Raw genomic sequence first — 19,455 nt, forward strand, 5'->3', positions numbered from 1 at the left:
AAGAAGGCCGCAGGGGACCAGTCATAGTCCTGCGGTGGCTTCTTTTAACTGAAACTGACCCACACCGTCTGGGGTGTGGAGATGGGCGTATTCTTCGCCCTTATCAACAGGAATTAAAATGAGCGAAAGCTTTGCGGAACTCTTTGAAGAAAGCCTAAAAACCCTGAACCTTCAGGCAGGCTCCATCATCACCGGTGTTATCGTTGATATCGATTACCAAGCTCGCTGGGTAACCGTTCACGCTGGTCTGAAGTCTGAAGCTCTGATCCCGCTGGAACAGTTCTACAACGATGCTGGTGATCTGACAATCAATGTCGGTGACGAAGTTCACGTTGCTCTGGACTCGGTTGAAGACGGTTTCGGTGAAACCAAGCTGTCCCGTGAAAAAGCCAAGCGCGCTGAATGCTGGATTGTTCTCGAAGCAGCCTTCGCAGCTGAAGAAGTGGTCAAGGGCGTTATCAACGGTAAGGTTAAAGGCGGCTTCACTGTCGACGTTAACGGCATCCGTGCGTTCCTGCCAGGTTCTTTGGTCGACGTTCGTCCTGTGCGCGACACCACGCACCTGGAAGGCAAAGAACTCGAATTCAAGGTCATCAAACTCGACCAGAAGCGCAACAACGTTGTCGTTTCCCGTCGCAGCGTCCTGGAAGCAGAGAACTCCGCCGAGCGTGAAGCTCTGCTGGAATCCCTGCAGGAAGGCCAACAAGTCAAAGGTATCGTCAAAAACCTCACCGACTACGGCGCATTCGTCGACCTGGGTGGCGTGGATGGCCTGCTGCACATTACCGACATGGCTTGGAAGCGCATCAAGCATCCTTCCGAAATCGTCAACGTTGGCGACGAGATCGATGTCAAGGTTCTGAAATACGATCGCGAGCGCAACCGTGTTTCCCTGGGCCTGAAGCAACTGGGTGAAGATCCATGGGTTGCTATCAAAGCCCGTTACCCAGAAAGCACTCGCGTAACCGCGCGTGTTACCAACCTGACCGACTACGGCTGCTTCGCTGAGCTGGAAGAAGGCGTGGAAGGCCTGGTACACGTTTCCGAAATGGACTGGACCAACAAAAACATCCACCCTTCGAAAGTCGTACAAGTCGGCGACGAAGTGGAAGTTATGGTTCTGGACATCGACGAAGAGCGTCGTCGTATCTCCCTAGGCATCAAGCAGTGCAAATCTAACCCATGGGAAGATTTCTCTGGCCAGTTCAACAAGGGCGATAAAATCTCCGGCACCATCAAGTCGATCACCGATTTCGGTATCTTCATTGGTCTGGACGGCGGCATCGACGGCCTGGTTCACCTGTCCGACATCTCCTGGAACGAAGTGGGCGAAGAAGCTGTTCGTCGTTTCAAGAAGGGCGACGAGCTGGACACCATTATCCTGTCGGTTGACCCAGAGCGCGAGCGCATCTCCCTGGGTATCAAGCAACTGGAAAGCGACCCGTTCTCTGAATACGTTCAGGACAACGACAAAGGCGCAATCGTTAAAGGCATCGTGAAAGAAGTTGACGCTAAAGGCGCCATCATCACTCTGGCCGACGATATCGAAGCGACTCTGAAAGCCTCCGAAATCAGCCGTGACCGCGTTGAAGACGCGCGCAACGTTCTGAAAGAAGGCCAGGAAGTAGAAGCCAAGATCATCAGCGTTGACCGCAAGAGCCGTGTAATCCAGCTCTCCATCAAGTCGAAAGACGATGCTGAAGAGAAAGAAGCCATCCAAAGCTTGAAAGACAAGCCTTCGGATAGCATCGCTGCTGGTCCTACCACTCTGGGCGACCTGTTGCGTGCACAAATGGAAAAACAGAACTAAGTTCTGTCAGACCATAGAAAAAGGGCGACTTCGGTCGCCCTTTTTTGTGCCTGAAATTCGTTGAATCAACAACTTAGAACCAAGGCGTACAGCTCAGTGTCAGAACTGACTATAGTCTCAAGAAAAAAAGCGTTCTCTTGTTGTAGCTTCAGTAAGGATTTGAATGAACAGGCTTATCGTAATACTCGCCGTGGTAATGCTTGCAGGCTGCTCCACCACCAGCGCCAAGACCCACGCCAAACGCGGCGTGAGCGGCATCGAGATCGATTGCTCAGGGCTGGGCAACAACTGGCAGAAGTGCGAAAAGCGCGCCGCCCGAGAGTGCAAGATGCAAGGCTACAAGGTCATCACCAAGTCCAGTGACGCCAAGGATGAGGAGGGCGACTACCTGTTCGGCTGGAATCCTGCTGGCGCAGTAACGCGGACGATGCTGGTGATCTGCAATTGAGCGTATAGCGCGTGCGATACGGGTGTTTATTCAACCAGCAGATAAGTTTATGCATGGGCTGTTCAAATTCATCAAGTCATGCTAAAACCTTCGAAGCGCTTTTCCTAGCTGCTTGAAAAAGAAGGGAAAAATATGACGAAGTCGGAGTTGATCGAACGAATTGTCACCCATCAAGGGCTGCTCTCATCCAAGGATGTCGAGCTGGCTATCAAGACCATGCTTGAGCAAATGTCCCAGTGTCTAGCAACCGGGGACCGGATCGAGATCCGGGGGTTTGGCAGTTTTTCGCTGCACTACCGCGCGCCGCGGGTAGGGCGGAATCCGAAGACTGGACAGTCCGTCAGCCTTGACGGCAAGTTCGTTCCTCACTTCAAGCCGGGTAAAGAGTTGCGTGATCGGGTGAACGAAGAAGAGGAAGAAGGCGTCTGACTGTTTTTGGGGTAGGAGAAGGTTATGCGTGGGGTTAAGCGCGTTGTACTGGTGCTGATGGTGCTGGTGGTTGCGTTGGTGGTTTTGGCGTTTGTATTAGAGAACCAGCAAGGTGCCTCTTTGTCTTTCTTCGGCTTTGCAACAGGTCAGCTGCCAGTTTCGGTATTTGTGGTTGTGGCATTTATTGTTGGTATGCTCATTGGGCCGCTCTTGAGCGCGGTGGTGTCTAAGCGTCGTCGCGCGTCCGCTTCTACAGCACGTATATAGAGCCTGCTGTTGCGTGATTTGCCGCAATAGTTGGTAAAGTTTCTATCCCGTCTATCAGATAGGTTCCCGTCGTTGCGCTGTGTAGCGATGCGGCTGCTTGGCTGAGCAGCAACGCTATGGGAGCCGTGCGCGTTAGTCGGTTCTTGTGAGCAGCCATCTATTTTATCCTTACTTGGGCATGTCTTATATGGCTGCCTGGTCGCCTAAGAACTGTCCTGATCGTTATATAGGTAAAAATTTTCGATGGACACTCTGTGCTTTAAAAAATGAGCGGAGACGCTTGATTTAAAGTTACACCATTAAAATAAAAGAGCATGCGCTGACCTGTACTGCGTAACAAGGCAGTAGTCTTTTGAAAACAGGCTGCCAACTGAGCGCGCGAGCCTTTGAAAGGCTTGCTGGGCACTCTTTGACGCTCATCCCCTCCCTTCCTGATCCTAAAAATAACCCCGCGCTGAGCTTTGCTTTTGGGGTGCGGTTTTCTTATGTTTTGTCTATGCAATGAGTGAGAAATATCTGTAGGTCGGCTCCTGTGGGGGTGGGGGGCTGAGGGCTTTTCGATAGAGCCTTCTGACAGACTCTTTGTGCATGCTGCCGGTTGTCCGTTGGGGAGATCTGCCAGCTTAGCGAAGAACTCTCCGATATCTTGTGTACACAGCGTTTTATCCTCATTTTTCAATGATTCAATGAGCGATCTATTTCGATCCTACGAGTAATTGCAGTGCCTGCGGGGCGTTGATCTGATATTTTCCTAGCTTAATTTTGACGACTGGCCGGTGAGCACCCCCGAGGCCCTCGTAAGGCATTTACTCAAGCATCGTGAGTGGTATCCATGACCTGGGAAGGCGGCGAAAAAAATGAAAGGTCCTATCCCTGCCATAGCAGGCTACGGATTACTTTATACTTCTCGCAGTTTTCAAGCGCGCTTACTGGGTGCTTCCGGTGTGTCAGACCTTGGCGGGCGTCATTTTCGACGTTTACCGCGTTGAGCACCATTTAGGTGTCAGTGAGCGAGCAAGACCTTGCTATCCCATGGCCCAGAGCTAGCTGAAGGCCTCTGGCTCGCTGTATGGGTACGTTGCACCAGGGCGCCGTTCCCCAGGCTAGACGTTGAATCAAAAATAAATTTGGCCACCGCACCGGCGTTGGCTGAGGAGAACTCTAAATGAGCCTGATTAATTTAATCGAATTTAATGTCCTGGGAGACGAACGAGGTCAGCTTGTTGTACTCGAGGCTATGAAAAACGTCCCTTTCGACATCAAGCGCGTGTACTACCTGACGGGCACCAAGCCTGAAGTACCGCGCGGCTTTCATGCGCATAAAGAACTGGAGCAGGTGGCGGTCTGCGTGTCCGGAGAATGCTTGATGATCATGGACGACGGGGTGAAAAAAGAAGAGGTGTGGTTGGACTCGCCCAGCAAAGCTATCTTTATTGGCAAGATGATCTGGCACGAAATGCATCGTTTCAGCCCAGATTGCGTTTTGCTAGTGGTCGCCAGTGATTTGTATGATGAAAATGATTACATTCGCTCGTATGCAAAATTTGTCGGGATGATAAACAATGACTAATATTCACCCTCTCGCGGACGTTCAAAGTGAACATGTTGGGCCTACTACACGAGTATGGCAATTTAGCGTTGTATTGAAGGGCGCCATTATTGGAGAGGGCTGCAACCTCTGCGCGCATACTTTAATTGAAGGTGATGTTGTTATTGGGAATAACGTGACCGTGAAGTCCGGCGTATTTTTATGGGCTGGAACGCGCGTTGCGGATGATGTTTTTATTGGTCCGAATGCAACGTTCACCAATGATGTTTCGCCGCGCTCAAAACAGTACCCTGAGCGTTTTGAAGGAATTACGGTCGAGCAGGGGGCGAGCATAGGCGCCAATGCGACTATCTTGCCAGGTATCGTTATCGGTCGTTATGCAATGGTCGGTGCTGGGGCTGTCGTAACAAAAGATGTTCCTGAGTACGCAGTCGTGGTAGGCAACCCAGCCAAAGTCATTAGGTATATGGAAAAATGATCAATTTTCTAGATTTGAAATCCGTGAACGCGGCGCACCACGATGAGCTGGCAGCGGCCTGCGACCGAGTTATTCGATCGGGCTGGTATATCGGTGGCCGTGAGCTCGCAAACTTTGAGACTGAGTTTGCTGAATATTGTGGTTCTAAACATTGTATCGGCGTTGCCAACGGGCTAGATGCTTTGGTCCTGACGATGCGCGCCTGGATGGCTTTGGGCCGGCTCGCGGAGGGCGATGAAGTTATCGTGCCCTCCAATACCTATATCGCAAGTATATTAGCCATTTCGGAAAATCGCCTGACGCCAGTACTGGTTGAACCGGACGTGACAACCTTCAACCTTTGCCCTGCGAACGTCAGGAAGGCGATAACACCCAAGACACGAGCGATATTACCTGTCCATTTATATGGCCAGCTCGCCGACATGCCTCAAATACTCGCGATCGCCGAAGAACACAAGCTTCTCGTGTTGGAAGATGCTGCGCAGTCGCACGGTGCCAGTTTCAATGGCAAGAAAGCTGGTAGTTGGGGGCATGCCGCTGGATTCAGCTTTTATCCCGGTAAGAACCTCGGCGCTTTGGGGGATGCGGGGGCAATCACCACTGACGACTCGGAACTCGCCGATACGCTGCGAGCGCTGCGCAATTACGGTTCCCACGAAAAATACAAAAATTTGTATCGCGGGGTTAACAGCCGGCTCGATGAAATCCAAGCAGCGATGCTGTGCGTTAAATTAAAGTATTTGGATGAGCAAACACGACACCGGCGAGAGATCGCTACCCTTTACTCTGAAGGGATTGATAATTCGGCTATCCAGCTACCTTCGACGGGAGGACGTTCAGCTACTGACTTCGAGAATCATGTTTGGCATCTTTTTGTCATCCGTAGCGCGCAGCGTGACGCACTTAAAGAGCATTTGGCAGCGAAAGGGGTCGAGACACTCATCCATTACCCGATTCCTCCGCATCAGCAACCTGCTTACTCTGAGTGGAGCGACCACTCTTACCCCGTCTCCGAGAGTATCCATAATCAAGTACTGAGTCTTCCAATGGGGCCATCGTTGAGCTTGGATGATGCGAGGCTGGTGATTGAAGCGTGCAATAGCTTTTCGGGAAATGGTTGATCGGGAATGACTTTAATCCGAACAAGCCTGCTGAATGCAATTGCCGTGTTCATCAAAATGTTGACCTTGTTGGGCATCAATAAAGTTTTGGCGATCTACGTCGGCCCGAGTGGCTACGCGGCACTTGGGCAGTTTCAGAACGCGGTACAGATGATCACTACCTTTGCCAGTGGTGCCGTTAACACAGGGGTTACCAAATACACGGCGGAATATAAAGATGATGTAGCTGCACAACACCGAGTCTGGCGAACAGCGGGAACCATTGCACTGTCAGGGTCGCTGTTCTTTTCGGTTTTGATTGTCATATTCAACGAGACCCTGGCAATCTGGTTTCTGAAAGATGTCGGTTTTGGTGGTGTGTTCGTTTGGTTTGGTACAACGCTTGTACTGTTCACGCTGAATACGCTGATGCTGGCGATATTGAACGGCAAAAAGGAGATCGGTAAATACGTCATTGCCAATATTGCAGGTAGCTTGTTTTCACTGCTGGTGACGGCATTGATGTCGATGTCATACGGCCTGTACGGCGCGTTGGTCGCGCTGGCCGTATACCAATCTCTCAGCTGTTTCATCACGTTCTTTTTGTGTTTAAAGTCACCATGGTTCAAGTTGTCTTACATGATTGGCACGTTAGACAAAAAGACCGCAATCAATTTGTCGAAATTTACAGTAATGGCACTTTCATCAGCCTTGTGCGTGCCAATCAGTCACATATTGGTCCGGAATCACCTTGGTGAGACGTTTGGCTGGCAGTCTGCCGGTTATTGGGAGGCAATGTGGAGGCTCAGTTCGGCTTACCTGATGTTGGTCACCACAACGCTGAGTGTTTATTATTTACCAAAGTTGTCTGAGCTGAAAGAATCCAAAGATATAAAAAATGAGATCCTGCAAGGCTATAAGGTGATTTTTCCGGTTGCTATTGCATGCGGTTTAATTATGTATTTCCTACGCGATTTCATTATTTCCGTTCTGTTTACCTCTGACTTTTTGCCAATGCGCGATTTGTTTGGATGGCAGATGCTAGGTGATGTGCTGAAAATCGCGAGCTGGATCTTGGGTTATGTATTGGCGGCACGGGCGTACTGGAAGATTTTTGTATTTTCAGAACTGTTCTTTGCGTTGCTGTTCTATGTGCTAGTGGTTGTTTTTTCGAGTTTCGAGTTGGAAAGTGCCGTTATAGCGCACGCGGTTACTTATGCGTTGCACTTTTGCTTTATGTTTGCAGTGATGAAAAAGAAGGGGATATTTGCTTGAGCGGCCTATTTAAAAAAATCAGTGCCTACGGCATTGGTCGGCTTCCGGTCTATGTGTTTATCAAAGCATTTCAGTCTTTTCGTATAAAAGTCTATCGCCTTCTGTTTTCCGATAATCGGGCGCATACCAAGGGCGTGAAATTCAACCAGCCAGCGCAATTTGTTGGGCTAGGATCAATTGTGTTTGACTCTCAAGTGACGGTGGGCGTCTGGCCATCGCCCTACTTGATGGGTGGCTATGCTTATTTTGAGGCACGAACGGCTACCGCAAAAATCTCTGTGGGTGAGGGAACATGTTTCAATAATTCGGCGGTGGTTATAGCTGATCGCGGTAAAGTTGAGATCGGTCGTCGCTGCATGATGGGCAATAATTTTTTTGTTGCTGATTCCGACTTTCATGGGTTGGAAGTAGAAAATAGAACGAACGGTCAATATCAGTGCGCAGATGTCTTCATCGGTGATGACGTATTTTTCGGAAATGATGTCAAAGTGCTTAAAGGTGTGACTATCCACAATGGAGCTGTCATTGGCAGCGGGGCCGTCGTTACCGGCGATGTGCCCGCAGGATGTATATACGCTGGAGTACCTGCCAAGTTTGTCAGACACATTTCCCGACGTGAAGGAGACATCGTTGATGAATAATGATCATGCGTCTAGCCCGTTAGTGACCATGTGCGTGCCTGTCTATAATCACGAACATTTTGTGGTGGACAGTGTTAGAAGTATTATTGAGCAGACTTATCAGAATATTGAATTAATTATCATTGATGACGGGTCTACGGATCGCTCGGCAGAAAAAGTCGCAAGTCTGATTGACGAATGTGAGGCGCGATTTACCCGTTTTCGGTTCGTCTCACGCCCTAACAAAGGTTTGTCAGGAACACTGAATGACGCATTGCAATGGGCGACCGGCACTTATTTTTCTGCGCTGGCGTCTGATGATATTTTGTATCCGACAAAAACCGCAGTACTGGTTAAACACATGATGGAAAATCCGAAGTGTGTTGCTTCATTTGGTTCCGTGTCGCTGATCGACGACAAGGGAATTGAAAGAGGTTTCAGGAAGAGCGCAGGAAAGCATAACTTTGATGAGATTTTCTTGTTGAAGACTGAGTTGCCGGCGCCCGCCAGTATGGTGGTTCTGCAGGCGATCATCGAAGCGGGCAGCTACAATCCAGAGGTCAAGATAGAAGACTGGGATATGTGGATGCGTCTGACAATTGGGAATGATAAGTTTGTAGAGGTTCTTCCCGACGTACTCGCGAAGTATCGCATGCACCCTGCCAATACCATGAAACAGCATGATCTAGTGCATGATGGCTTGCTATTGATTGTCAAGCAGCATAAGACTCACCCTCTGTATAATCGTGTCTTGTGTATTTTAAACTGTGTTCGATTCAGGAATTTGGCGACAGGCCGGAAAAAAGAAGCCTTAGGTTTACTCGCCAAATTGCTGATGAATCCTGACAGCTATCGTGAGCCACGGCTATATCAAGGGGTACTGTACTTATTGCTTAAGTGGTGAGCGGGTTGAGTAGTATCCGCTGTTGGGTATTTGTAAGGTTGTGTTGAGTCACTAAGAGTGAAAAATGTGGAAAATGTTCAGGATGGGCTCGTCAATAGAAGCATGCCGATGTGGCGTGCGTTCCTGGTGCTGGTGTTAGTACTGGGGTTTCCGCGAATTTACGGCACGGAAATACCGATGGCGCTGATTCTTGTGCCGTTCTATCTTACGGGCTTCTGTCGTTTTTTTTTCGCGCGAGGTTGGTTTGCTGTTGTTTTTTGTATTTTATTCGCAATTTGGGTGATAGGTGGCGTTCTAGCCTACATGAATGGGGACGGCGAAAGTCGTGATCTTTTCTTTCATATAGTTGTTTCAGTCAAAGTACTACTAAACTTTTTTTCGGCTATGTCATTTGTCGCGTCATTCTTGCCAAGCCTTCAGCCCTTATTGCCTGGCTGATATTCCAAATCCTCGTTATCGTGTTCTCGATGCTAAGTCATGGGTTTTATTCGTTCATGCTTGGTTTTATTTCACCACGTTCTGCAGAGGTGTTTCAGCATATCTATGGGCTCAGGGCGTTGGGTTTCGGTTTGTTTCATGTTGATGGCGCGCTGACGATTGTACTGGCACTGTTTTTCAGTATTTTGGTATCTGATTCAAAATTTATGAATGGCCTGTTGCTGGTCCTCTTGTTACCCCTGTCGATGGCAGTGGCGAGAAGCGCAGTGGTGGCGTATGCGATTATGAGCGTTTTCAGAAAGGGCTTTTTGTTTAAGTTGATTTTGGTCTTGGCGCTCTTAGTGATGATCTCGCTGAGTTTCTATGTGAACAGTGGACCGCTATTTGAAGCGACTGAAATTTTTCGAAACTTATTCCAGCATGGTGAGCTGAGAAGTCACAGTGTCAACGTGTTATCAGAGATGTACACCCTTCCGAATACTTTGAGTGAGTGGTTGTTCGGCGGCGGGCAGTACTTTTCCGGAAGTGAAAACTCCCTTGAGTTCTATAAAGGCACCGATGTGGGGTACCTCAGAATTCTTTATTTTTCGGGTATAGGCTCAGTGTTTGCTTATATCCTGCTGAATTCCTATTTTTTGCTGGGACTGATTTTTGCCCGTGGCGGCCCTGGCTTTTTCAAAATTCGGCATTTTGCCTTTGCGCTCACCGTTATCTTCCTGATCATCAACTTCAAGGGGTTGCAGGGAATGCCAATTTTCGCCATTGCCCTCTATGTATATGCTGTTGAGTCTCATAGAAAACAACGTTCCGGCCCCATCGTAAGGTCTGGCGAATTGTCTAACGAGCGTTCTGGCGAAAAGGAGGTGAGATGAGAGCGTTGGTATTGGGCGCAAATGGCTTCATCGGTTCCAATCTTGTTCAATACCTTACTGAGCAAGGTGTCCAGGTGAGGGTCTTGACGCGTAAGGGGCTCACACAGGCTAACTCATCGGTTGAAACCGTTATTGGCGATTTGGTTGGAGATGATATCGACTACCCGGCGCTACTTTCTTGCTGCGATGTCATATTCAATTGCGCAGGCGAGATTCATAACGAGCAGTTGATGCATCGGCTCCACGTGGACGCGACGGCTAAGTTTTTGGATGCCGTGGCGGTCGCTTCAGCTCAAGGACAATCGATACGGTGGGTTCAATTGAGCAGTGTCGGAGCCTACGGCCCTTCACGCGCCAAGAATCGTGTAGTGACTGAGGACATGCCTACGAACCCTGTAGGGACTTATGAAATCACCAAGACGTTGGCGGATGCTTTGATCACAACCCGTGAAATGCCAGAGTCTTTTTCATTTTCCATACTGCGTCCTTCCAATGTGTTTGGACCGACAATGTCTAACAATTCGTTAAGACAACTCGGTCAGATGGTCAAAAAGAGACGTTTTTTCTTCATCGGCTTCTCCCCTGCCACGGCTACCTACATTCATGTTGATGATGTGGTTTGGGCGCTTTATAGATGCGCTACGGACCCACGAGCGAAAGGGCAAATATTCAACCTTTCAAATGATTGCATGATGCCCGAACTCATTGCCGGCATGGCGCGTGCGCAGGGCGTGGCAACGCCTCGCCTGGTAGTACCGGAATTTATGGTACGCGTGGCGGTAGCGCTTGTTTCGCCACTGACCCGTGGTCGGATTACCCAGAAGCGTGTTGATGCCCTGGTGAGCCATACGACTTATTCCGCCAAGAAAGCTGCAGACCTGTTGGATTTTGCGCCCGGCAAGCCTGTCCCGGAAAGTATCGGTGAGCTCTTTGGCTAGCCATTTACTCGCTAACGGCTCATTAATGCGCCCCAGAGCAATTGTGGGTGTGGCAAAATGTACCGTTTTTAACGCAGTCTGCGAGGTGAGAGTTGGCTGACAGAAAATTGCGGGTAGCGCGTGTCTCGACAGTACCTTTTTTCGTGCTTACCCAGTTGAGCTCTCAGATTCAAACGCTTCAGGCGCTGGGAACGGAAATTACGGTAATCGCCAGCGATGACGAATTCGCAGATAAAATGGCTGCTCTTGCTGATGTGGCCTTTACGCCAATAAACATTTCAAGAAATATCAGCCCGCTCAACGATCTGGTCAGTTTGGTGAAGTTGTTTCGCGTGTTCAAGTCAAGTCAATTCGATATCGTCCATTCGACCACGCCCAAAGCGGGTTTGCTATGCGCGATAGCAGCGCTTTTTGCACGTATCCCAGTTCGAATCCATACGTTCACCGGACAGCCTTGGGTGACAATGTCTGGCATGAAGCGCCAGGTCCTGAAGTACTGTGACCGGTTAATTGGTGCCTTGAATACACACTCTTATACGGACAGTGAAAGTCAGCGGCAATTTCTTGTCGATAACAACATTGTCTTTCCCGCAAGGATAAGTGTTCTTGGTAGTGGGTCATTGGCGGGTGTTGATCTGAAACGTTTCAACCGAGACAAGTATACCGAACAGGACAGCCTTTCCTTGAAAAGCCAACTGGGTATTCCGGCGGACGGCAAGGTAATACTATTCGTCGGCCGAATCACCCAAGACAAAGGCATTCAAGAGTTAGTCGATGCTTTTCACAGCATTGCTTTGCATGACGTATCCCTTCATTTGCTTCTGGTGGGTCCTTTTGAAGATAACGGCAAGGCGATTGTGGATTCTGTGAGCAGCAGTGATGTCGCAACGCGCATCCACAGTGTTGGCTTTTCGGACGAACCCGAAAAATACATGGCAATAGCCGACTTGCTCTGCTTACCCAGTTACCGTGAAGGCTTTGGTACGGTTGTTATCGAGGCGGGCGCTATGGCGTTGCCGACCGTTGGAACCGATATTTACGGTCTCTCCGACGCGGTTGTAAACGGCGTCACAGGTGTTCTAGTCCCGCCGAGGGATACGCGATCTCTTGGTGAGGCATTAACACGCTTATTGGTTGACGATGATGCTCGTCTGCGTATGGGGGAAAACGCCAATGCGAGGGCTTGTTCCGAGTTCAGTTCGGCCAAGTGCGCGACGTTATTGTTAGACGATTATAAAAGGCTTTTGAATGAGCGCTGATGGATTGGAGAGGGTCTCTCGCGTAGCGGTGACGGGCGCAAGCGGCTTTGTAGGCGGTGCTTTGATCAAGCTCCTTTCGACGCACAGCAACTTTGATCCGGTGGCTATTTACAGAACTACACCGGAACGACCTCCCCTGGGGTGTGAGACGTTTGTGTGCGGAGAATTGGCTTCAGACACGGATTTCACCGCTGCATTGAAAGGGGCTGATAGCGTTGTTCATTGCGCTGCTCGCGTGCACGTCATGAACGAGCGTGCTGCCGACCCGATGGCTGAATTCAGGCTGGCAAATGTGGCGGCAACTCACAACCTTGCCAGGCAGGCGGCGAAATGTGGTGTAAGACGTTTTGTCTTCATCAGCTCCATCAAGGTCAATGGTGAGTCGACTCAATCGGGTCAGCCTTACCGAGCAGATGATGTGCCTATGCCTGCTGACGCTTATGGCGTCTCTAAGATGGAGGCGGAGGAAGGACTGAGAAATATTGCCGCTGAAACAGGCATGGATGTCGTTATCATTCGGCCCGTGCTTGTATATGGACCCGGAGTGAAGGCTAACTTTTTCAATATGATAAAGTTGTTGGACAGGGGCGTTGTACTCCCGTTCGGTGCAATCAATAACAAACGCAGCTTGGTGTCTCTTTATAATCTCGTGGATTTGATAAGCGTTTGTCTCACGCATCCCGCCGCTGCTAATCAGACGTTTTTGGTCAGTGATGGTCAGGATGTGTCGACTACGCAGTTGCTCAGGAAGATGGCGGAAGCACTTCGGTGCCGTGCACGGTTGTTACCCGTCCCTAGCAGCTTGCTTGTTGCTGCCGCCAGGTTGCTGAACAAAAAGTCGTTGTCTCAACGCCTGTGCGGGAACTTGCAGGTTGATATTGAGAAGAACCGCGAATTATTGGGATGGACACCTCCGATGTCCGTTGAACAAGGTTTTGCATTGACCGCGGAGCATTTCCAGGGGCATACAGAAAAATGATATTGGCTATAATTTTAGTGTTTCTCACATCATTTTTGCTGACTGCGATGTTACGTAAATATGCTTTGTCGCGAAGTATGATAGATGTCCCCAATGCACGCAGCTCTCATTCGATCCCGACGCCTCGGGGCGGCGGTTTGGCGATCGTCATCACCGTGATGCTCTCACTGGTCGGTCTCTACCTTACCGGCGCAATCGAGTTTGCGGTGTTTGCCTCTTTATTTTTTGCAGGTGGTCTTGTCGCCATTATTGGTTTTATGGATGACCATGGCCATATCGCTGCGCGCTGGCGTCTAATGGGGCACTTTTGCGCTGCAGCAATTGTGCTCTTCTGGACTGGCGGATTGCCGATTATTGATTTTTTCGGGACGCCTCTGAACCTGCATTACGCGGGCTACGTGTTCGGCTCACTCTACCTGGTGTGGATGCTCAATCTATACAATTTCATGGACGGAATTGACGGGCTGGCGAGTATCGAGGCAATTTGTGCGTGTTTAGGCATGTGTGTTGTTTACCTCATTGCCGGGCACACCAGCCTGATTCAGGTGAATATGCTGTTTGCATTTGCCGTGGCGGGTTTTTTGTACTGGAATTTCCCCTCCGCAAAAATTTTCATGGGCGATGCTGGCAGTGGCTTCATAGGTATAGTGCTCGCCGGGCTTTCTGTTCACGCTGCATGGTTGTCCGCAGATCTCCTATGGTGCTGGCTCATCCTTCTCGGCGTGTTCATTGTCGATGCCACAGTTACCTTGTTACGTCGACTGCTACGCGGTGCACGTGTCTATGAAGCTCACCGCAGTCATGCCTATCAATATGCATCGCGCCTAGTGGGGCGACATGCTCCAGTGACCTTGACCGTGTGTCTAATCAACGTGTTTTGGCTGCTACCACTCGCGGTTTGTGTCGCATACTCGCTGTTGAGCGGAGCGGCGGCACTGGTTGTAGCTTATATTCCCTTGATTATTTTGGCTGTTCGCTTTCGTGCAGGCGAAACAGAAGGGCCGCGCTCCTGAAAAATCCTGAGCTGGCTTTTTTTCACACACCGTTTTGATGAGCGATGTACCATCTTAATCTTGGAAAAATTTGGGTTTTTTGAGGGAGCTATGGATAAGGTCAGGGTGTTTTTGCAAGGCCTCCCGCGCAGGCAAAAAAGGCTGATTCAGATAGCCGTCGATGTGGTACTTATTTGGTGTGCCTTGTGGATGGCTTTCGTTGTACGCTTGGGCATTGATGAAATGTCTAACCCGTTGGTACAACATCTTTGGTTATTTGTAAGTGCCACGTTTGTAGCCATTCCTCTTTTCGCTAGATTTGGACTTTATCGTGCGGTAATGAGGTATTTTGGCAATGACGCGCTTATTGCAATTATTAAAGCGGTCAGTTTGTCTTCTTTGATTCTTGGGGTTATTGTCTACTGGTATAGCAACCACCAAAACGTTGTCCCTCGCTCCATTATTTTCAACTACTGGTGGCTCAGCGTAATTATGGTGGGTGGGTTGCGTTTAGCGATGCGCCAGTTTTTCCTTGGCGATTGGTTCGCGGCTGCCCAACATGTACCCTTTACCAGTCGAGACGATGGGTTACCCCGAGTGGCCATTTACGGCGCTGGTGCGGCGGGCAATCAATTGGTTGCAGCACTTAGAATTGGTAGGGTCATGCGACCGGTCGCCTTCATCGACGATGATGAAAGCATTTCCAATAGGATAATTTCCGGGCTCCAAGTCTACAAGCCTACACATATTCGGAAGATGATAGATGTCACCGGAGCTCAGGAAATCCTACTTGCGGTTCCTTCCTCCCCACGTGCACGACGCAGAGAGATTCTTGGCTTTCTTGAAGGCTATCCTTTGCATATCCGCAGTGTGCCTGGGTTCATGGATTTGGCCAGTGGCCGGGTCAAGGTTGATGACATTCAGGAAGTGGATATTGCGGATTTGCTTGGCCGTGACGCGGTGCCTGCCCAAGCTGAACTCTTGGAACACTGCATTACGGGCAAGGCCGTGCTTGTCACTGGCGCGGGCGGATCTATCGGATCTGAACTCTGCCGGCAAATCCTTGAATTGCGCCCCACCTGCCTCGTATTGTTCGAACACAGTGAGTTCAATCTCTACAGTATTCTTTCCGAGCTTGAGCAGCGTGTTGTAAGAGGTGCTTTTTCCGTACGGCTGTTGCCGATTTTGGGGTCTGTCCGTAATCAACAAAAGATATTTGATGTGCTGAAGACCTGGCGCATTGAAACTGTTTATCATGCGGCCGCCTACAAACATGTGCCTATGGTGGAACATAACATTGCCGAGGGCGTCCTTAATAACGTAATTGGCACGTTGAATACCGCTCAGGCAGCACTGCAAGCAGGTGTGGCCAACTTTGTGTTGATTTCAACCGATAAGGCCGTACGCCCGACTAATGTCATGGGCAGTACCAAACGCCTCGCCGAGATGACACTGCAAGCGTTGAGCCGGGAACTGGCACCTGTGTTTTTCGGTGATAACGCTAATATTTCCAGGGTTAATAAGACCCGTTTCACCATGGTGCGTTTTGGTAATGTGCTGGGTTCATCCGGTTCGGTGATCCCTTTGTTCCACAAGCAAATCAAGTCCGGTGGTCCGCTGACAGTTACCCATCCGAAAATCACACGTTACTTCATGACTATTCCTGAGGCAGCGCAGCTGGTTGTTCAAGCGGGCTCGATGGGGCGCGGAGGGGATGTTTTTGTTCTTGATATGGGAGAACCGGTCAAGATCGCAGAGCTGGCCGAAAAGATGATTCACTTGTCAGGCCTCAGTGTCCGTTCAGAGAGGAACTTCCACGGCGATATTGCCATTGAATTCACCGGTCTGCGCCCAGGTGAAAAGTTGTATGAAGAGTTGCTCATCGGCGATAACGTCGTCGCGACCCAGCACCCAATGATCATGAGCGCCAACGAGGACTACCTGCCTTGGGACGTCCTCAAAGGCAAGCTCACTGAACTCCTTGCTGCCGTAGACCAGGACGACTACACCCGCGTTCGTCAACTCCTGCGCGACACCGTCAGCGGCTACTCCCCCGATGGCGAAATCGTCGACTGGATCTACCAGCAGCGCCGCCTGGAACCCTGATTTAACACCTTGTAACTCAAGCGTTTTTGACGAATCCCCAACATCACCTAAGTTAGAAAAGCAGCTTCGGAAAAGCTGCTTTTCTCTTATCAATGTCATGGAGCGTCAAATGCAAAACACTTACCTTACTTCCCTGATCTTCGCTTTCCTCACCACCCTTTCGGTCACCACCACCGCAGCCCCGTCCATCAAACCCGAAGCGCCAACCCCCATCGCCGCCCAGATGGCCAAAACCGAACACTCCGCCAAGGTCAACCTCAACGCCGCCGACGCCGAAACCCTGCGCCGTGACCTCTTCGGCATTGGTGCGGCCAAAGCCAAGGCAATTATCGCCTACCGCGAAAGCAATGGCCCGTTCACGGCGGTAGATGAATTGTTGGAAGTGAAAGGGATCGGCAAGGCGCTGCTGGAGAAGAACCGCGATCGGCTTGTAATCAACTAAGCCAATAGGGGAGGCCGGTCATTGACCGGCTTTTTCATCTTCTGAAATGTGGGTTTTCAAACTATCTCGCACCACGTCCATGATTCGCATCGCCAGCGCCTTGTCCTCAACACTCCGAGCGAGAACCAGGGCTCCCACCAACGTCGACATTATCACCAAGCCTTGTGCATCACCCCGTCCATCCGCTAACGCCGTTTCAATCTGCTTGAGCCGTGCGCCGAGCACTGCATCCGTCGTTGCACTGTGCTGGCCGCGTAGCCCCAGTTCAGAGGAAATGGTTGGCAACGGGCAGCCTTGATCCGGAGACGTCAGGTGCCACTCCGAGAGGTAGCTATCAATAAACGCTTCCATCGGGCACTCCTGGCTGAAAAGCATCTCGCAATGGGCGTCCAACTCTGCCGCAGCAGCCTGCAGCGCCTTTTCCACCAGTTCGTCCTTGGACTTGAAGTGTGCGTAGAACCCCCCATGCGTCAGGTTCAGTGCTTTCATCAATGGCTGTAAGCCGGTAGCGCCGATGCCGTCACGGCGAAAGCGTACGGAAGCTTCCTTGATGATGCGTTGGTGGGTTTGGGCTTTGTGGTCGGATGAATAACGCATAGGGCGGCCTCGGTTACAGGCTGGCATTTTAACCAACTTGAGCCTTTTTACACGCATGCACATTGGCATGAAACGTGATTACCTCTACACAAAGGATTGTTGAACAATCACGAGGCAGTCATGACTCTCAGCTTGTCGTTAGCCGACCAGATCGCCCTGGAGCTTCGCGCCGACATCATCGGCGGACGATTGTTGCCTGGGATGCCGTTGGTCGAAGTAGAACTGGTTAAGGCTTACAACGCCTCACGCAATACCATCCGCGAAGCGTTGCATCGCCTGGGACAGGAAGGGCTGACACGTTATGTGCGCAACAAAGGGGTAGTGGTCCGGCGTCTGGAACGAGAAGAAGTGCGTGATTTGTTTGCCGTCCGTCGCACGTTGGAACTGCAGGCTATCGCCCACAGCACTCCTCTGACAGAAGCCCAATCCGAAAGCATGCAAAACGCGATTGACGCCACCACCCTGGCCCGTGAGCGCGAAGACTGGCGTGCAGTTGCCACCCATAGCCTGGTGTTTCACCAGCAGATCGTGGGGTTGATGCGCAGCCCTTTGTTCGATGAGTTTTTTGCCCAGGTCATTGCTCAGCTGCGCTTGGTGTTTTGCGCCGCGCCTGATGAGCAGCGTTTTCAATCGCCATGGTTGGAGCGCGACCTTGAAATTTTCACCTTATTGGCCCGGCAGGATAAAGCGGCTGCAGAAGCGGCGATGAGCCTGTATCTGGATGATTCGGAACGCCTGTCCCTGGCCTTGTTTAACCGTCCCTGAACGAGGATCTGCACCATGTACAAAGACTATCCGGCCGCTTATCAGGTCAGCAAAGGTTCGGCATTGCAGGTCGACACGGTGTTTTACGAGCGCATTCGTGACCGAAAAGATCAGCGCAGGCTGATTGAGCAGTTTGAGGTGCCGATTCGCACGGGCCGTGCGTGGAAGGTGCCGGCGGGGCATGTGTTCCGTGTGACCACGCCGGTCGGCCCGCAGGTGGGAGACTTCAACGTGTGGAACGCCAACGACCCTCGCGAGCGCTTGTGGGCGGCACGTACACGGCAGTTGCAAGGTGCGCATGTCAGTACTCATGACCGGTTATGGTCGAACCTGCCATTTCTGAGGCCTTTGGTGACGATCACCGATGACAGCCTGGCGGGTTACGGCATAGACGAGCACGGCGGGCGTCTGCATGACTTGCTCGGCACGCGTTGCGATCCGTATGTGAACCGGATGCTGACCGGTGAGGACTTCCATCACCATTGCCATTCGAACCTCACCCGCGCGGTTTTGCCCCACGGGCTGACCGAGTTCGATGTGCATGACGTGCTGAATATTTTCCAGTGCACCGGTCTCAATCATGACGACATGTATTTCATGAAGGCTTGCCCGGCGCAGAAGGGCGATTACCTGGAGTTCTTTGCCGAGATTGATTTGCTGTGCGCGTTGTCGACGTGCCCCGGTGGGGATTTGTCTTTGCCGATGTGGGGACCGGAGGCGCAGGATCCGCTGACGGTGTGCCGTCCGCTGGGAGTCGAGATCTACAAGCTGGAGGATGAGTTGCTGAACGGCTGGAGCCAGCCTGAACGTGCTGCCTATAAGGGGCAGCACGGGTTGCATATTGCCAAGGCGGCTTGGGAGTAGCTCCTCAGAGGGGCTGCTTCGCAGCCCAACGGGAGCAAGCTCCCTCGCAACAGGTGTGAATCAGGTCAGCCACGTCAGCGATCCTGCGCGTCCTTGGCATCCGCCTGGGCGTTGCGTTCGGCCACACGCTTGCGTTGTTCGTCGGTGAGTTCGACTTTGTTGGCGCTGTCACGCAGCATCATCAAACCACCGACGATCGAACCGATCGCGACCACCATAATCAACCACGCATACCACGGCATAAGGCTCTCCTTGAGGCAGATTGCCGCGGGAGAACTTTCCCACGGGAATAACTGCTTTGAGTGACGGGCTTTCTTACTAGT

General features: G+C 51.0%; 22 protein-coding genes. 20 read left to right on the top strand and 2 right to left on the bottom strand.

From position 1 onward, the window contains the following. The first annotated feature begins 118 nt into the window (after positions 1 to 118). The 18 genes from rpsA to HX812_RS15520 all read left to right on the top strand — a co-directional run bounded on the left by rpsA (position 119) and on the right by HX812_RS15520 (position 16,906). Entirely contained in the window at positions 119 to 1,810 is a 1,692-nt protein-coding gene (gene rpsA, locus HX812_RS15435; protein ID WP_038844482.1) for a 30S ribosomal protein S1, read from the top strand. Between the two features lie 163 nt (positions 1,811 to 1,973). Further along, positions 1,974 to 2,258, top strand: a complete 285-nt coding sequence (locus tag HX812_RS15440) for a lipoprotein (RefSeq protein ID WP_038844484.1) — start codon at positions 1,974 to 1,976, stop codon at positions 2,256 to 2,258. 132 nt (positions 2,259 to 2,390) lie between these two features. Further along, entirely contained in the window at positions 2,391 to 2,687 is a 297-nt protein-coding gene (gene ihfB / locus HX812_RS15445; protein ID WP_003189779.1) for an integration host factor subunit beta, read from the top strand. A 24-nt stretch (positions 2,688 to 2,711) separates the two neighbouring features. Continuing rightward, positions 2,712 to 2,954: a LapA family protein gene (locus HX812_RS15450; RefSeq protein ID WP_038844486.1), complete on the top strand. Its 243-nt coding sequence runs from the start codon at positions 2,712 to 2,714 to the stop codon at positions 2,952 to 2,954. 1,165 nt (positions 2,955 to 4,119) lie between these two features. After that, positions 4,120 to 4,524: an FdtA/QdtA family cupin domain-containing protein gene (locus HX812_RS15455; RefSeq protein WP_038844489.1), complete on the top strand. Its 405-nt coding sequence runs from the start codon at positions 4,120 to 4,122 to the stop codon at positions 4,522 to 4,524. Beyond that, on the top strand, positions 4,517 to 4,981 hold the full coding sequence (locus HX812_RS15460) for an acyltransferase (protein WP_038844490.1): 465 nt from the start codon (positions 4,517 to 4,519) through the stop codon (positions 4,979 to 4,981). The genes HX812_RS15455 and HX812_RS15460 overlap by 8 nt, the downstream gene beginning before the upstream one ends. After that, on the top strand, positions 4,978 to 6,102 hold the full coding sequence (locus tag HX812_RS15465; RefSeq protein WP_038844491.1) for a DegT/DnrJ/EryC1/StrS aminotransferase family protein: 1,125 nt from the start codon (positions 4,978 to 4,980) through the stop codon (positions 6,100 to 6,102). Before HX812_RS15460 ends, HX812_RS15465 begins: the two co-directional genes overlap by 4 nt. Positions 6,103 to 6,108: 6 nt before the next feature. After that, on the top strand, positions 6,109 to 7,356 hold the full coding sequence (locus HX812_RS15470) for an O-antigen translocase (protein ID WP_038844492.1): 1,248 nt from the start codon (positions 6,109 to 6,111) through the stop codon (positions 7,354 to 7,356). Then, the gene (locus tag HX812_RS32110) at positions 7,353 to 7,997 is read left to right on the top strand and encodes an acyltransferase (RefSeq protein ID WP_235165412.1); all 645 of its coding nucleotides are present in this window, start codon (positions 7,353 to 7,355) and stop codon (positions 7,995 to 7,997) included. Before HX812_RS15470 ends, HX812_RS32110 begins: the two co-directional genes overlap by 4 nt. Next, a complete protein-coding gene (locus tag HX812_RS15480) occupies positions 7,990 to 8,880 on the top strand; it encodes a glycosyltransferase (RefSeq protein ID WP_038844493.1) in 891 nt (296 codons plus the stop codon). Before HX812_RS32110 ends, HX812_RS15480 begins: the two co-directional genes overlap by 8 nt. Positions 8,881 to 8,937: 57 nt before the next feature. Next, positions 8,938 to 9,318 (top strand): hypothetical protein, encoded by a 381-nt coding sequence (locus tag HX812_RS15485; protein ID WP_152514702.1) that lies wholly within the window; start codon positions 8,938 to 8,940, stop codon positions 9,316 to 9,318. A gap of 56 nt (positions 9,319 to 9,374) precedes the next feature. Then, a complete protein-coding gene (locus tag HX812_RS15490) occupies positions 9,375 to 10,190 on the top strand; it encodes a hypothetical protein (protein WP_152514703.1) in 816 nt (271 codons plus the stop codon). Next, on the top strand, positions 10,187 to 11,128 hold the full coding sequence (locus HX812_RS15495; RefSeq protein ID WP_038844498.1) for an NAD(P)-dependent oxidoreductase: 942 nt from the start codon (positions 10,187 to 10,189) through the stop codon (positions 11,126 to 11,128). Before HX812_RS15490 ends, HX812_RS15495 begins: the two co-directional genes overlap by 4 nt. Positions 11,129 to 11,220: 92 nt before the next feature. After that, complete coding sequence (locus tag HX812_RS15500) at positions 11,221 to 12,387, top strand: glycosyltransferase family 4 protein (protein WP_038844499.1); 1,167 nt, start codon at positions 11,221 to 11,223, stop codon at positions 12,385 to 12,387. After that, entirely contained in the window at positions 12,377 to 13,366 is a 990-nt protein-coding gene (locus HX812_RS15505) for an SDR family oxidoreductase (RefSeq protein WP_038844501.1), read from the top strand. The genes HX812_RS15500 and HX812_RS15505 overlap by 11 nt, the downstream gene beginning before the upstream one ends. Continuing rightward, positions 13,363 to 14,379 (top strand): glycosyltransferase family 4 protein, encoded by a 1,017-nt coding sequence (locus HX812_RS15510; protein WP_038844503.1) that lies wholly within the window; start codon positions 13,363 to 13,365, stop codon positions 14,377 to 14,379. Before HX812_RS15505 ends, HX812_RS15510 begins: the two co-directional genes overlap by 4 nt. A 90-nt stretch (positions 14,380 to 14,469) precedes the next feature. Next, the gene (locus HX812_RS15515; protein ID WP_038844505.1) at positions 14,470 to 16,464 is read left to right on the top strand and encodes a nucleoside-diphosphate sugar epimerase/dehydratase; all 1,995 of its coding nucleotides are present in this window, start codon (positions 14,470 to 14,472) and stop codon (positions 16,462 to 16,464) included. Positions 16,465 to 16,573: 109 nt separating this feature from the next. Beyond that, the gene (locus HX812_RS15520) at positions 16,574 to 16,906 is read left to right on the top strand and encodes a helix-hairpin-helix domain-containing protein (RefSeq protein WP_038844507.1); all 333 of its coding nucleotides are present in this window, start codon (positions 16,574 to 16,576) and stop codon (positions 16,904 to 16,906) included. A gap of 18 nt (positions 16,907 to 16,924) precedes the next feature. Here HX812_RS15520 and HX812_RS15525 read toward each other — a convergent pair whose 3' ends face one another. Then, entirely contained in the window at positions 16,925 to 17,503 is a 579-nt protein-coding gene (locus HX812_RS15525; RefSeq protein ID WP_038844510.1) for a TetR/AcrR family transcriptional regulator, read from the bottom strand. A gap of 120 nt (positions 17,504 to 17,623) precedes the next feature. Here HX812_RS15525 and HX812_RS15530 point away from each other — a divergent pair, with 120 nt between their 5' ends. Next, positions 17,624 to 18,268: a GntR family transcriptional regulator gene (locus tag HX812_RS15530; RefSeq protein WP_038844511.1), complete on the top strand. Its 645-nt coding sequence runs from the start codon at positions 17,624 to 17,626 to the stop codon at positions 18,266 to 18,268. Positions 18,269 to 18,283: 15 nt separating this feature from the next. Continuing rightward, complete coding sequence (locus HX812_RS15535; RefSeq protein ID WP_038844513.1) at positions 18,284 to 19,132, top strand: DUF1989 domain-containing protein; 849 nt, start codon at positions 18,284 to 18,286, stop codon at positions 19,130 to 19,132. 74 nt (positions 19,133 to 19,206) lie between these two features. Here the strand turns inward: HX812_RS15535 and HX812_RS15540 are convergent, their stop codons facing one another. Further along, a complete protein-coding gene (locus HX812_RS15540; protein WP_003172675.1) occupies positions 19,207 to 19,374 on the bottom strand; it encodes a DUF2897 family protein in 168 nt (55 codons plus the stop codon). Positions 19,375 to 19,455 lie beyond the last annotated feature (81 nt).

Source organism: Pseudomonas sp. IPO3749, from assembly GCF_013386605.1.
In the GTDB taxonomy this organism is placed as follows: domain Bacteria; phylum Pseudomonadota; class Gammaproteobacteria; order Pseudomonadales; family Pseudomonadaceae; genus Aquipseudomonas; species Aquipseudomonas azotoformans_A.